Here is a 14,614-nt window from a genome sequence, read left to right as displayed (position 1 = left end):
ACACCCTGGATAAAAAAAGGGCCGATTCTCCGTGTGGAAAATCGGCCCGTTCAGGCTTGGGGTTCTGGAAAAAGATCAGAAGGTGATCGTCGTCCCGATCGCGAGTTGACGTCCCAGCGCGTCGTAACGCTGCGGCGCGGTGTTCGAGCGCGACAGGGCGACCTGATACGAGTTCGGGATGATCGGCGGCGTCTTGTCGAACAGGTTGTTGGCGATGATCCGGAAGGCGAACTTGCGCGCGATGTTCCAGGTCAGCGCCAGGTCGAAGAAGCTCTGCGGCGCGATGCGCGCAAAGGTGTTCTGGAACCGCTCCGGCGTACCGCCGATGTCTGCGTTACCCGAATTGTTCGCGGTCGTCAGCGAACCCGTATAGCGCCAGTTGAACGAGGCGTTGAACGTCCGGTCCGGCGTCGTCCAGGTGGTGCGCAGGGTATGCGCCCATTTCGGAACCAGCTGCCCGCACGAGATGCCGTTCGAGAAGTAACCCGCACAATTATACTGGCTGCGCAGCGGCGAGTCCTGACCACCGGCCAGCGTCGACAGCGAGCCGTTGAAGCCCCAGTCCAGGCGGCCTGCGCCGTTCAGGTCCAGCGAATACTGGCCCTGGAAGTCCCAGCCATTGGCCAGCGTGCGATAATAGTTGGTCGTCCCCTGCCGCACGAAACCGGTCGAGGGATTGCCTGCGGGCGCATTGCCGATCGAGCCGGTGGTCGGATCGCGAACGATGCCGTTGCAGAAGAACGGATCGCCGTTCGACGCCAGACAGCCCTGCAGATAATAATCCGCGCCGTTATAGCCCAGCGAGTTGACGATCCGCACCTGATAGCGGTCGACCGAGAAGACCAGACCCGGAACGAAGCTGGGCTTCACGACGAGGCCATAGGTCAGGGTATAGGCCGTTTCAGGATCGGCGGTGAAGCCGCCCGAACGCGTGGTGCAGCCTTCCGTAGGGCAGAGCAGCGAGGCGCTGCCATAGAGGTTGTCGGCCAGCCCGGTCTTGCTGCACAGCTCGCGCGAGGCGAGCGGCGTGGTCGTCACGGTGCCATCGGGCAACGTGCGCGACACGGGCGCGCAGAAGTCGGCCAGCGTATTGTTGCGGCCGAAATTGACCTGTGTCGCCTGGCGGATCTCGATCACGGTCGGCGCGCGCTGCGCCTTGTTGTACGAGGCGCGGAAGGTGATGTCGGCGACCGGCGCATACAGACCCTCGATCTTCCAGGTCGAGAAGCTCTTGGGGTTCGAGCTGTACTTCGACACGCGGAAACCGCCATTGGTCTGCAGCAGGTGCGCGAACGGCTTGTTCTGGATCAGCGGCGCCTGAAGCTCGATATTCGATTCCCAGACATCCTGCGACAGCCGGGCGTCCTGGTCGCCGAACTGGTCGACAAAGCCGGCATCGGCGGTCGAGATCAGCCGATCCTTGCGATATTCGGTGCCCAGCGACACAGCCAGGCCGTCATCCGCCCAAGGGGTCTTGATGCCATAGGTGGTCAGGTCGCCATTCACGACCGCGATCGCGTCGAACAGCTGGGTGATCGTCCGCCGCTGGCCGGTGGCGCCGCTCGAGAACAGGTAATTGGTCAGCGAATTGCTGCCCGACCCTGCGCGGAATGCATCGAACGGGACGCACGACGGATCAGTGCCGTTGACGACCGAGCGGCAGGTGGCCACGCCGTTGACGTTGACGACGTCTAGCGCACGATTGACCCGGTCGTTCTGCGACGTCGGGCCGAGATACCAGTCCTGCTGGTTGCGGGCATAGACGCCGCCCACGTCATAGGACCAGGCCTCGCCGATCTTGCCGCGGACGCCGCCGGTCGCGCGGAAGCCCATATTGACGAAGCGGTCCGCCTGGGCGGGCTGCCCGTCGAAGCGATAGCGCACGTCGAGCGGCACATAGCCGGTGCTGCCTGGCGTACAGCCCAGCGCACCCGCCTGGCCGCCCGACAGAAAGGGATTGTCGCAATTCACCTGATAGGGCGTCGTGCCCGCCACGGTATAGGAATAGACCCGGCGCGGCGTCGGATTCTCGGAGGTGTCGCGGAACCAGATGCCGTCGCCATAGATCTCGACCTCGGGCGCGATCTTCAGGTTCACGAAGCCGCCTGCCGTGTAGCGCTCATTGGCGCGCTGGAAGGACACGTCGTCATAGGGGTTGGCGGCATTGCCTGCGCCCGGCCCCCAGGGGACAAAGCTGCGCGTACCGTCCGGGTTGTTCACATATTGCGCATTCGCATTAGGACCCGAGGCAGGCGAGACGAAGCCGCTGCGCGAATAGGTGGACAGCGGCGAGCAGGACAGTGCCGAGTCCTTGGTCAGCTGCGCGATCGGGCAGGCGGCATAGGAACGCGCGCCGTTCTGGACGAGATCGGCCTGGCGATAGTTGAAGAAGCCCGACACGTTCAGCCGGTCGTCGAGCAGCTTCTTGCCCGCCGTCACCGTGATGTCCGAACGCCCGCCGTCATTGGTCAGCCCGCGCGGGCTGCCGAACCCGGCCGCGCTGGCGATGGGGGTGACGATGTTGCTGGTGTTGTTGTGGTTGTAGAAATTGTAATTGCCGTCGAGGCGAAGCCCTTCGAAATCCTTGCGCAGGACGAAGTTGACGACGCCCGAGATCGCGTCCGAACCATAGACCGACGAAGCGCCGCCCGACAGCACGTCGACGCGCTCCAGCAGGCTGGCCGGGATGATGCCGGTGTCCTGGCCGTTCTGGGTGCCCAGACGCTTGCCGTCGACCAGAACCAGCGTCCGCTCAAAGCCCAGGCTGCGCAGCTTGATCCGCTGGCGGCCATCGGAATCGGCATAGTTGGACTGCGCGTCGGGGGCGACCTGCGGCAGGCGGTTCAGCACCTCCTCGACGTTCAGCGGGGCCTGGGCCTGGATGTCCTGGCGCGTGACCGAGGTGATCGGTGCGGCGGAAGCGAGATTGGGGCGAACAATGCGCGTGCCGGTGACGATGACCTCACCGCCGCTCGATGCCTGCGGCGTACCGCTGATCGCGGCGGAGCGGGTCTGTGCCGCGTCGGCGCTGATCGAGGCGTCGTTGCTATCGTTCTGCGTGGTGCCGTCCTGCGCGGCGGTCGACCCGACCTGCTGCGCGGCGGCGGGTGCGACGAGCATCAGGGAGGCGGCGGAAAGCGCCAACCACGATGCGGACTGCTGGATTTTCATGAGGTCTCCCCTTCATCCCGGCCGATGGGACGCCGGGTAGAGGAAAAGGACAATGTTTTTGCCGCTTAGGGTCAATACCTAATGCATACCTATGCATCACCCATCGCTACATTCACTGGCCAGTGTCACCAGAAAGACACAATTTAAAACGATTTCAATGCCTTGGATTAAGGCTTGGAAATATTTCGATACAATTTGGCGCCGCCGCCATCGACAAGGCCAGGGTTCGCTAGCGTTGATTCGGGCAAGTGGTTCCATATCGGTTGCCACGCCCCTTGCGGCTTTCGCATTCCCCTCGCAGTATCGGCCCCGAGAACCGGGTCGGAATGACCCGGCGGGGATGGAGCATATCATGCAGGACGAACGGCGCGCTTTTCTGGGCGGGATCGCCTCGTTGGCCGGGATTGGGGCAGGCATGGGGGCGGGGCTCGCCGCTCCGGTGCGCGCGCTGGCGAAGACAGCGGCGAAGGCAGGCGCCGGGTCCGATGCCGTCATCGTCTCCACCTGGGACTTCGGCGCGCCCGCCAATGACGCCGCCTTCGCCAAGGGGCGCAGCGGCGGATCGCTATTGGATATGGTCGAAGCGGGGGTGATGGTGCCGGAGGCCGATCCGAACAACCATTCGGTCGGCTATAGTGGTTATCCCGATCGCGACGGCCATGTGACGCTGGATGCGGTCATCATGGACGATGCGGGCGGCGTCGGCGCGGTCGCCGCGCTGGAGGATACGGTCCACGCCATCTCCGTCGCGCGCGCGGTGATGGAACATACCCCCCATACTTTCCTGGTCGGCGAGGGCGCGACGCGCTTCGCCCGCGACCGGGGCTTTCCGCGCGTCAACCTGCTCACCCCGGAGGCGGAAAAGGCGTGGCGTGACTGGTTGAAGACGCAAAACTACAGGCCGGTCGCCAATAGCGAGACCGGCACCTATGGCGCGGGGCGGCCCGGCACGCCGGGCGGTGCGCTGGACCATGACACGATCGGGATGCTGGCGCGCGATGCCGGCGGCCGGATGGCGGGCGCCTGCACCACCTCGGGCATGGCGTTCAAGATGCGCGGGCGCGTCGGGGACTCGCCGCAGGTCGGCTCGGGCCTCTATGTCGAGCGCGGCGTGGGCGGTGCGACCTCCACCGGGCTGGGCGAGGAAGTCACCCGCACCGTGGGGACCGCGCGCGTCGTTGCCTCGATGCGACACGGGATGAGCCCACAGGCGGCATGCGAGGAAGCCGCCCGCCATATCGCATCCTTGCGCGGCGATGCGATCAAGGGCGTGCAGGTCGGCTTCCTGGCGATGGATATACGCGGGCGGATCGGGGCCTTCTGCCTGTTGCCGGGCTTTACCTATGCGGTGACGGATGCGACCGGAAAGACGCGGGTTGAGAAGGCGCCGTCGCTGTTCAAGGCGTGAACGATCTTCCCCGGTGCGGGGAGGGGGACCGCTCGCAGAGCGGTGGAGGGGGATCGCCCCACGGGACGCCCTTCGTGGAAGCCCCCCTCCGTCAGGCCTTTGGCCTGCCACCTCCCCGTACCGGGGAGGATTTAGGCGCCCTCCCCCCCATCGGCGATCAACGCGTTCAGATCACGCAGCGCCTTCACCAGCCCCAGCCCGCGCGGCCCCGCGATATAGCGCGGCGCCCATTCCGGCTGGAACTTCTCCTTATACGCCCGCAGCCCCCGGAAGCCGTAGAAACGCTCGCCATGCCGGAAGACCAAGGCCGCGACCTTCGCCCAGGTCGGCCCCAGCCGCCGCCCGTCCACACCCGATAGCGGGGCGAGGCCCAGCGCGAAGCGGCCATAGCCCTGCGCCTGCCCCCACAGCATCAGCTCGACGAACAGATAGTCCATGACCCCGCCGGGAGCGTCCTCGACATGGCGCATCAGGTCGACCGACAGCTCGCGCCGATCCCCGGACTTCCAGAGATTGGCAAAGGCGACGATCCGTCCCTCGACCCGCACCACAGCACAGTCGGTCAGCGCCAGATAGGCCGGGTCGAACCGCCCCAGGCTGAACCCCTTTTCGCCATGCCCCTTGGCGAGCAGCCAGTCGTCGGACACGGCCCTCAGTTCGGGCAGGATCGCGGGCACTTCGGCGGCGGGAAGGATGGCGAAGTTCGCATTCTCGCGCGTGCGGAAACGGTTGAGCGTCTGGCGCAGCCCGCGCACCCGCCCGCCCTCCAGCGCGAAGGTGGAGAGGTCGATCAGCGCCTCCTCGCCATATTTGATGATCTGCAGCCCCATCTCGATCGCGATTTCGAGACCTTCGGGGGTGATCTGATAGAGCATCAGGCGGCCTTGCGCGGCGTCCGCCATCGTCCGCAGCTGCCACAACAGGTCGGCCCAGGCGGCGCGCGGGCCGACGGGATCGCCCATCGCGATCCAGCTGGTGCCCCGCACCTGATACATGACGAAGGCATCGCCCTCGGGCGAAAACAGGAACCGCTTGTCGCCCAGCAGCGCCAGCGCGGCGTCGGTCCGCTCGGCCTGTTCGACGATGGCGAGGACACGCTCCATCGCCGGATGATCCGCTTCCCCCGGCGGTGCGGCCAGGAACAGCCGCCACAGCCCCGCCCCCGCCAGCATCACCGCCACGCCCAGCCCCGCGCGCAGGAAACGCGAGGCGTCGTCGGACAGCGCGAACCGCCACCACAGCGATTCCTGATAATCGACATGCTTATAGGCGAAAAAGCCGATCCAGCCCGTCCCGACGATCACCACCGCGACGCTCAACAGCCAGGCAGGCGACAGCGGCCGCGCGACCAGCGAGGTGCGCCGGTAAAAGGCCTTGCGACTCATCTGAAGGAGCAGTGCGATGCTCAGGCAGACCGCCGCTTCCTCATAATCGATGCCCTTGGCGAGCGAGAACACCGCCCCTGCGACCAGCAGCGCGCGCGCCGCCAGGCTCGCCCCGTCGAGCCGCCGGTAAAGCCCCGGCGCCAGCAGCAACAGGCCGGTGCCGACCAGGCTGGCGGCGAAATGCGACGCCTCGATAAAGGGCAGCGGCAGGATATGGACCAGATGGTGGACGCGCTGCGGAATGGCGGGCAGCGATCCCGACAGCAGCAGGATCGCCCCGCCGCCGAAACAGGCCGCGCTGAGCAAAGTCGGCGCGATGCCCAGCAACACCCGGCGCAGATCGCGCAGCGCCCGGATCGGCCGCCGCCGCACCTCGTCCCAGGCCAGCAGCGCGATGCCGAGCGCCAGCGGGGCGAGATAATAAAGGACTCGGTAGGCGATCAGCGCGGCGAACAGCTCGGTCCGGTCGACCGGGACGGTCGCCAGCACCACCGCCTCGAACACGCCGATGCCGCCCGGCACATGGCTGACCAGCGCGACGATGATCGCCAGCGCATAGGCCAGCAGGAAGGCGGGCAGCAGGTCGATCGACGCACCCGGCAGCAAGACGAACAGCGCCGAACTGGCACAGGCGAGATCCAGCGAGGCGATCCCGATCTGCGCCACGGCTTGCGCGGGTGTGGGCAGCGGCACGCTCCATGCGCGCCAGCCGATCCGCTGTCCGGGCCGCAACGCGCACAGCACGATCAGGCCCAGTGCCCCCGCCACCACCGCTCCGCCCAGCCAGCGGACGATCCCCTGCCCCAGCACGAAGGTCTCGACGGTGATCGGCCCTTCATGGAACAACAGCCCCAGTCCGGTGACGGTGAACACGCCGAACCAGAAGGTCGCGCTGGCGATGGCGATGACCCGCGCAATGTCCGGCCCGTCCAGCCCGGCGGCGGCATAGACGCGGTAGCGTGCCGATCCCCCGGTCAGCAGCCCCAGCCCCAGATTGTGGCTGAGCGTATAGCTGGTGAAGGACGCCGTCGCCGCCGTTCGCCAGCGCAAGCGCCGCCCGATGACACGCAGCGCGATCACGTCGTAGAAGGTCAGCGCGACATAGCTGGCGATGGTAAAACCGACCGAGAGCATGATCTGGCGCGGGTCGATCGCGTAGAAAGCCGCGCGAACATCGCTCAGCCGGACGGTCCGGGTCAGGTGATGCAGCGCCGACAGGCCCAGCGCGACAAGCAACAGGACCGCGCCCGCCGCCAGATAACCGCGTCGCGCCTTGGCATAGGCGACGACCCGGTCGGCGATCGACGCCGGCTTGGCGTGCGTTGTCACCGAACCGTCCATTTCGCGATCGTCATGATCCGACCGCCTGTCATATCCGCCCCCACTCGCGTTCGTCTCACTTGCTTTCCGGCCCTTATCGACGGGGCTGGCTGCGGCATAGGAGTGTTGCCGCCCCCGCCGCCTTACGGGACCATGACAAGTTCGTCATCACCGCCTCCACACGCTCATGACAGAACCGTCATGGTTCGCCCACCCTTTCCTCAGGTCGCCGGCGTTAGCATGGGGGCGTGAAAGGATCGTTCCTCCCCGTTGCGCAACGCAGGTCGGCCATCGCCGTGCCCGGACGGTCCGCGCGCGACCGGCGGCCGCGATGAAAAGCCTGCGGATCGTTGGTTGGAGCGCGGGCATGGCGGCGCTGATCGGCGGGGCGGCCTTTGCGCTGCTGGTCGGGCATATGCCGCTTCGTGCCGGGCCACACCGCCCCTCGACGCTGTACGGCGCGACCTTCGCACCGGTGGCGGAGGGCCATCCCGGCCTGGTCGTCACCAGCCTGCGCAGCGATGTCGACGACGATGCCGCCGCTTTGGTCAAGCCGCCGCTGCATGTCGGCGACATGGTCCTGTCGGTCGATGGCCACCCGGCCACGTCCTTTGCGATGTTGCGCGACGAAGCGGCGCTCTCAACCGATACGCCCATGCGTCTTCAGGTCGCGCGCGACCATGGCCTCCTCACGATCACGCTGCTAAGGAGCGGCTCGGGAGGACAGCGTGGCCAACAGGATTTTGCTGATCGAAGATGACCGCTCGACGGCGGATTACATCGCCAACGGATTGCGGGAAGAGGGTTTTCTGATCGACCATGCGGCCAATGGCCGCGACGGCCTGTTCCATGCGACCGACGGCACCTATGACTGCATCATCCTCGACCGGATGCTGCCCGGCATGGACGGCATGTCGGTGCTGGCCGCGATCCGCGCGGCGGGGATCGAATCGCCGGTGCTGATCCTGTCGGCCCTGTCCTCGCCCGAGGACCGGGTGGTGGGGCTGACCTCCGGGTCGGACGATTATCTCACCAAACCCTTCGTCTTTGCCGAACTGCTGGCGCGGGTCCGCCTGCTGATCCGACGCGGCGGCACCACCGGCAGCGCGCCCCAGACCAAGCTGGTATGCGACGATCTGGAGATGGACCTGCTCGCCCACCGTGTCCGGCGCGCGGGCAAGCCGATCGACCTGCAACCGCGCGAATACCGGCTGCTCGAATATCTGCTCCAGCATGTCGACCAGGTCGTGACCCGAACGATGCTGTTGGAGGGGGTATGGGATTTCCATTTCGACCCCAACACCAACGTCACCGACGTGCATATCAGCCGGTTGCGCAAGAAGATCGACGAAGGCTTTGCCCGCCCGCTGCTGCATACGGTGCGCGGTTCGGGTTATAAGCTGGGAGTCGAGAAATAGCCCCGGCGGTCCTCCGCTCGACCACGCTGCGGTTCGCGCTGCTGGTCTTCGCGCTGCAGCTGATCGGCGCGGGCGCGATGGTGGTCATGGTCCGCCATCTGACCCGCAGCGAGATCGCCGCACAGGCGGAGGATGCCGCCAGCGACCTGCGCGACGAACTGGCGGGCGTATGGCTGGCGGGCGGGCAGAAGGCCGTTCGCGCGGCGGTCGACCGGCGACTGACCACGGACCGGCTGCCCCTGTCGGTCATCCTGCTGACCGATGCGCAGGGGCGCTTCGTGGCGGGCAATATCGCCGATTGGCCACCCAACGTCCCCGCCCCCGGCGCCGCAACGATCGAAATCTTCCGCATCGGCCATTCGCAACCCGAACGGATGCGGGTGATGGCGACCCGCCTGCCCGATGGCTCGCGGATGCTGGCGGGCCATGTCGTCGAGAGTGAACTCCGCGTCGCACTGGCGATGGAGGAGGCGATGGCGGTCGGCATGGCGGCGGCGATCGTGCTGGCCGCGCTGGCCGCTTGGATCGCCGCGCGGATGATCGAGCGGCGGCTGGAGGATACGGTCGCCACCGCCCATGCGGTCGCCGCCGGGGACCTGTCGCGCCGCGTCGCGCCCAATGGCGGCGACGATGCCTTCGATGCGCTGGCGCTGGCGGTCAATGCGATGCTCGACCGGATCGCGCTGCTGATGACCGAGCTGAAGGTCGCGACCGACGGTCTGGCGCACGACCTGCGCTCGCCGTTGACCCGGTTGCGCGCGACGCTGGACCGCGCACTGGCCGAAAGCCGGGACGAAAATGCACGCGTTGCGGTCGGCCGCGCGCTGGAGGAAGGCGACCGGCTGCTCGCCATGCTCGACACCGCGCTGCGCATCAGCCGGGCCGAGGCGGGGCTGGGCCGCGACGCCTTTGTCGAGGCCGATCTGGGCGCGATGATCCGCGACGTGGCCGACATGTTCGAGCCGCTGGCCGAGGATCGCGGCATGACCATCCGCGCGGAGGGGCCGGAGACCTTGGTGGCGCGGGTCCACCGCGAATTGCTGGGGCAGGCGATCGCCAATCTGATCGACAACGCCCTGAAATATGGCGCGGGCGAAGTCGTCGTCCGGGTCGAGCCGGGGCCGGTGCTGGTCGTCGCCGATGACGGGCCGGGTATTCCCGAGGAGCGCCGGGACGAGGCGTTGAAGCGCTTCGGGCGACTGGACGCGGCGCGGACGGAAAGCGGCGCGGGCCTGGGCCTGTCGCTGGCCAGTGCAGTGGCGCATCTGCATGGCGGCACGGTGGCGCTGGAGGACAATGCGCCGGGGTTGATCGTCAGGATGACGCTGACCCCCGACATACGTTCCGCCTGAACTCGCTATCTTCGCTTAGCCTAAACTCCCCACCCCCGTTCGTGCTGAGCGAAGTCGAAGCACACGCCCCGTCTATAGCGACAAGCGTGGCCTTCGACTTCGCTCAGGCTGAACGGAGGTTGGGGTAAAAGTCCTGCCCGCCGTTGAGGACGGGCCGGAGGGACCAGCCCCTACGCCCCCACATTCCCCGTCCGCTCCAGCTTGCCCCAGCCGACGATCCACCCGCCGATCGCCGACGCGATGGCGCGGATCACGACCCAGTACATGATCTGGCGATAGACCAGCCGCTGCGCGACCAGCAGATGCGCGGGGTAGCGCACCCGGTTGCCGTCCAGACGATAGGCGAGCCAGCCGCACAGCACGTCGATCGCGGTGAAGGCCGTCCAATAAGCCGCCATCTGGAACACGTCGGTCTGCGTCTGTGCCCAGCCATGCTGGCCGACGCGCACCGCCGTGCCGATGATCGACAGGACCAGCGCCAGGTCGATCAGCGGCGAGATGGCGGCGAACAGGATCTGGAACAGCCACGCCTGCGGCAGTCCGACCCGTGCCAGACCGGCGGGCTTGCCGGTGCGCAACACGGCGCGATGCTTCCACAGGCATTGCAGCGTGCCGAAGGCCCAGCGATAGCGCTGCTTGGCCAGCGCGCGGAAGCTCTCGGGTGCTTCGGTCCAGGCGACGGCACGCGGATCATAGGTCACGCGCCACCCGGCCCGCTGGATCGCGATGGTCAGGTCCTGATCCTCGGCCAGCGTATCCTCGGGATAGCCGCCTACCGCGTCGAGCGCGGCGCGACGCCACGCCCCGACGGCGCCCGGCACCACCGTCATCGCATCGAACCCGGCAAGCGCGCGGCGCTCCAGATTCTGCGCGGTGATATATTCGACCGCCTGCCAGCGGGTGACCAAGTTGACCCGGTTGCCCACCCGCGCATCGCCCGCCACCGCACCCAGCTTCGGGTCGGCGAACCAGCGCGCGAGCTTGGCGATCGTCTCCGGCTCGAACTGGGTATCGGCATCGAGCGCGATCAGCACCTCGCCGGTCGCGTCCTGAAGCGCGCGGTTCAGCGCCGCCGCCTTGCCGCCATTGACGAGCGTCAGCAGGCGGACGCGCGGCTCATCGGCGAACGCCTCGCGCACCACGGCGCTGGTCCCGTCCTTCGACCCGTCATCGGCGACGATGACCTGAAGGCCCGGATAGTCGCTGGCCAGCACCCGCTCGACCGAGCGGACGATCACCCGCTCCTCGTTATAGGCCGGAACGATGACCGAGACGCTGGGCGTGAAGGCGGGCGGCACCGGCTTGGACTTGCGCCCCTGGAACCAGGCCAGCCCCGCCATCACGACCGCGCGCGCAATGCCCAGCGCAATCGCGAGATAGAACAGCCAGGCGAGCGAGGCCGACAGAAAGGCCAACGCCACGAAGATCGCCACGTCGGTGCGCACCGCCAGCAGGTCATGCCCCTCGACCAGCGGCATCGCCTGATCGCGGCTGACCCCGACCAGCTGCGAGGCGGGAACGAACTTATACCCTTCGGCGCGCAGCGTATCGATGATGCGGGGCAGCGCCTCGACCGTCTGCTCGCGATCGCCGCCGCCATCGTGCAGCAGGACGACATTGGCCGAGTTGTCGGGCGTCGCGCCGTGGACCTGATCGATCGTCTGCTGGACGATCGCGTCGGTGCCGGGCCGCTGCCAGTCGTTCGGATCGACGTGCAGGCCGACGACCGTATATCCCAGATTCTGCGCGATCAAGGCGGGGTCGATCTCGTCCGCCGTCGTCGGCTCGGCGTCGCCGAAATAGGGCGCGCGGAACAGCGTGGTCGAACGGCCGGTATAGGCCTGGATCAACCGCTTGGTGGCGTTCAGTTCCAGCTTGTTCGTCCGCGCGCCCGTCGTCGCCATATTGGGATGGGTATAGCTGTGATTGCCCAGCTCGCTGCCGTCCGCGACGATCCGGCGGAGCAGCTGGGGGTGTTGCAGCGCGTTCTCGCCGATCACGAAGAAGGTGGCGGGCACATGCTCGCGCTCCAGCACGTCCAGGATCCTGGGCGTCCATTCCGGATCGGGACCGTCGTCGAAGGTCAGCGCGATTGTCTTCGGGACCCCGCCCGCGCGCTGCACGACATAGGGGGTCGGATAGGTGCGATAGACCTCGTTCCGGATGATCCCGTCCTTGTCGTACTTCAGGCCCCGCTCGCCCTGGGTCGGCTGGGCGGTGATGCGCAGGATCTCGCCCGCCCCCTCGACATCGACGTTCAGCGGGGAGGCGATGGCGCCCAACCGGGGAATGACTCCGCGCGCATTGCTGCGGAACGCGGCGAAGTCGGCCCAGAGACCGGGGTCTTCCGATCCCAGCTGCCAGAAGGCGACATCGTCGATGCCGAGGCGCTTCAACGCCTGGAGCTGGTTCCAGCTGGTCGCGGCATCGAGCATCCAGACGGTGTGATGCTCGCCATTCTCGTCATAGGCGAAACCGGCATTGCCGCTGGCCTGGTCGAACGTCACCTTCGCCTGGCTGTCATGCGCGATCAGCCATGCCTCTTCGATCGACCGCGCCTCGGCCGGCCCCTTGGCGGGCCAGTCATAGCCATAGCTGCCCAGGGCGACGATCAACTTGTCGCGACCGACCTCGCGCAGCGCCTTTTCCGACGCCTGGAGGAACCAGGGCTGCGCCGCGATCGGGCCGGGGGTGCCGGTCTGCCAATGCTGGTCATAGGCCATCAGGATGATGCGATCGACGACCCTGGCCAGCCGCTGTAGCTGCCACGCCTCGTCCTCGGCGGGAACGGTGACGGCCAGCACGGTGCCCTTGGGCAGATGCGCCTTGATCCGCTGGAGCAGCCGGGGATAGCCCGCCATCGCACCGGCGGGCAGGTTCTCGAAGTCGATGACCAGCCCCGACTGGCGGTTGACCGTCACCGACTGGCCGAGCTGGGTCGCCAGTTTTTCGGACGCCGCCGGGCTGGCGATGATCCGCGCGATGGTCTGGCCGTCCCACTCGTCGTCGGACAGGTTCTGCACCATCGGCAGCAGGCGCGGCGGCCTGGCGGCGCGTGACAACAGGGTGGCGAGCTTGGGGTCGTTGCCGATGGTCAGCTGGCCTTTGGGGCCAGCCACATTCATCAGGCTGGGCACCAGCCAGTCGATCTGGCCCATATGCGCGTGGAGCGAGGCCAGCGCGGAGTCGTTGCCCGGCGTATAGAAGGCGATGGTCAGCGGCGTATGGTCCTGCGCCACCGACTTGCGGGGCAGCCATTCGCCGCGCCGCCCCTTCAGCTGCGCGGTCGGCTCCAGCGTCATTGCCTGCCGCCGCGCGAAGGGCAGCGGCAGCACGCCCGAATTGGGCACCGCGACCAAGGTCGTGGCAAAGGCGATGGCGGCGACCACCACCGCCAGGATCGTCACCGCGACGGCGCGCCGTGCCCAGGTGCCCCGACGGCCCGTCGGGTCAAAGAAGATCGGGTTGCTCAACGGTGTCGATCCTTGGTCCAATACGTGTATGCTGGCGGCGGCCCCAGTATCCCCCGACCGCTTAAGCCCACGTTTCCATCGCAAAGCCGATGACAGATCGCTGACATAGAGCGCGTGATCGCAACATTACAGATTTTTCATGATGCCCCCCGTCTCTCCTTCATGTGGAACGTGACAATGATCGCTGCCCGGCATTAGGACATGTCATGGCCGATCTTCTCGCCCGCCTGCGATCGCGGTGGCTCCATATTCTTGGCACATTGCTGGTGCTGCTTGCCGTGGCTGCCGCCATCCTTCTCTATTCGGGCAGTTATTTCGACAAGGACCCGTTCACCCGCTTCCCCGCCAAGGGCAAGGTCCGACCGACCCTGGTCCTGTCGCTGTCGGGCGACATGGGCCTGCGCTACGGCATGGGCGGGGTGATCGCGCGGGCGCTGAGCGAAGACGGGATCGAGGTGCTCGGCGTCAATTCGCCGGTGCTGTTCCGCAAGCGACGCACCGCCGCGCAGGTGGATGCGGTGATCGCCGACCTCATCCGCCGGGCCGAGGCCGAAAGGGGCGAGCGCAAGCTGGTACTGCTCGGCCAGTCCTATGGCTCGGACATGCTCCAGACGGGGCTGGCGCATCTGCCCGCCGATCTGCGCGCGCCCATTTCGGCGGTCGTCCTCGTGGTGCCGGGCGAGACGGCCTTTTTCCGCTCCGATCCCTCGGGACTGGCCTATATGGGCAAACCCGACAGCCTGGGCGTCACGACCGCGCGACAGATCGACTGGGTGCCGATGACCTGCATCTACGGCGTGCGCGAACCCGACAGCCTGTGCCCGCTGCTGAAACCGCAGGCCAATGTCCGTGTCGTCGCCCTGCCCGGCGGCCATTATCTGGACCATGACGATGCCGCTCTGGTCGCACATGTCGAGACGGCGGTGCGCCACGCCCCCTCCCCCTCCCCCGCCGACTAAAGCCAATCGACAGTCAGATATGCTCTTCTTCCCCTCTCCCCTCTTGGAGGGGAGAGGGTTGCGCAGACTTGGTCTTTGCGTAGCAAAGGCTTAGTCGGAGCTGGGTGAGGGGTGAAGCGCTCGCCATG

General features: G+C 67.1%; 8 protein-coding genes. 5 read left to right on the top strand and 3 right to left on the bottom strand.

Annotated elements, in window-relative coordinates; translation table 11 throughout:
* Positions 1–75 precede the first annotated feature (75 nt).
* Positions 76–3,171, bottom strand: a complete 3,096-nt coding sequence (locus BSZ14_RS12475) for a TonB-dependent receptor plug domain-containing protein (RefSeq protein ID WP_083748241.1) — start codon at positions 3,169–3,171, stop codon at positions 76–78.
* 352 nt (positions 3,172–3,523) lie between these two features.
* Here BSZ14_RS12475 and BSZ14_RS12470 point away from each other — a divergent pair, with 352 nt between their 5' ends.
* The gene (locus BSZ14_RS12470) at positions 3,524–4,579 is read left to right on the top strand and encodes a N(4)-(beta-N-acetylglucosaminyl)-L-asparaginase (protein WP_076711204.1); all 1,056 of its coding nucleotides are present in this window, start codon (positions 3,524–3,526) and stop codon (positions 4,577–4,579) included.
* Between the two features lie 131 nt (positions 4,580–4,710).
* On the opposite strand, the gene mprF is transcribed toward BSZ14_RS12470, so the two are convergent.
* Positions 4,711–7,293, bottom strand: coding sequence for a bifunctional lysylphosphatidylglycerol flippase/synthetase MprF (gene mprF, locus BSZ14_RS12465; protein WP_445190546.1), 2,583 nt, complete (start codon positions 7,291–7,293; stop codon positions 4,711–4,713).
* 358 nt (positions 7,294–7,651) lie between these two features.
* On the opposite strand from mprF, the gene BSZ14_RS12460 reads away from it, so the two are divergent.
* The 3 genes from BSZ14_RS12460 (at position 7,652) to BSZ14_RS12450 (ending at position 10,054) form a co-directional block, all read left to right on the top strand.
* Entirely contained in the window at positions 7,652–8,044 is a 393-nt protein-coding gene (locus BSZ14_RS12460; RefSeq protein WP_076711178.1) for a hypothetical protein, read from the top strand.
* Positions 8,013–8,702: a winged helix-turn-helix domain-containing protein gene (locus BSZ14_RS12455; protein WP_076711177.1), complete on the top strand. Its 690-nt coding sequence runs from the start codon at positions 8,013–8,015 to the stop codon at positions 8,700–8,702. Before BSZ14_RS12460 ends, BSZ14_RS12455 begins: the two co-directional genes overlap by 32 nt.
* 86 nt (positions 8,703–8,788) lie before the next feature.
* A complete protein-coding gene (locus BSZ14_RS12450) occupies positions 8,789–10,054 on the top strand; it encodes a sensor histidine kinase (RefSeq protein ID WP_241823748.1) in 1,266 nt (421 codons plus the stop codon).
* Positions 10,055–10,224: 170 nt separating this feature from the next.
* On the opposite strand, the gene BSZ14_RS12445 is transcribed toward BSZ14_RS12450, so the two are convergent.
* A complete protein-coding gene (locus BSZ14_RS12445) occupies positions 10,225–13,527 on the bottom strand; it encodes a glycosyltransferase (RefSeq protein ID WP_076711176.1) in 3,303 nt (1,100 codons plus the stop codon).
* 206 nt (positions 13,528–13,733) lie between these two features.
* On the opposite strand from BSZ14_RS12445, the gene BSZ14_RS12440 reads away from it, so the two are divergent.
* Positions 13,734–14,486 (top strand): AcvB/VirJ family lysyl-phosphatidylglycerol hydrolase, encoded by a 753-nt coding sequence (locus BSZ14_RS12440; RefSeq protein WP_076711174.1) that lies wholly within the window; start codon positions 13,734–13,736, stop codon positions 14,484–14,486.
* Positions 14,487–14,614 lie beyond the last annotated feature (128 nt).

This window comes from Sphingomonas sp. Sph1(2015) (genome assembly GCF_001970915.1).
Lineage (GTDB): Bacteria > Pseudomonadota > Alphaproteobacteria > Sphingomonadales > Sphingomonadaceae > Sphingomonas > Sphingomonas parapaucimobilis.
Note: the sequence above shows the minus strand (reverse complement) of the source record. Positions and strands in the feature narration are given on the sequence as shown.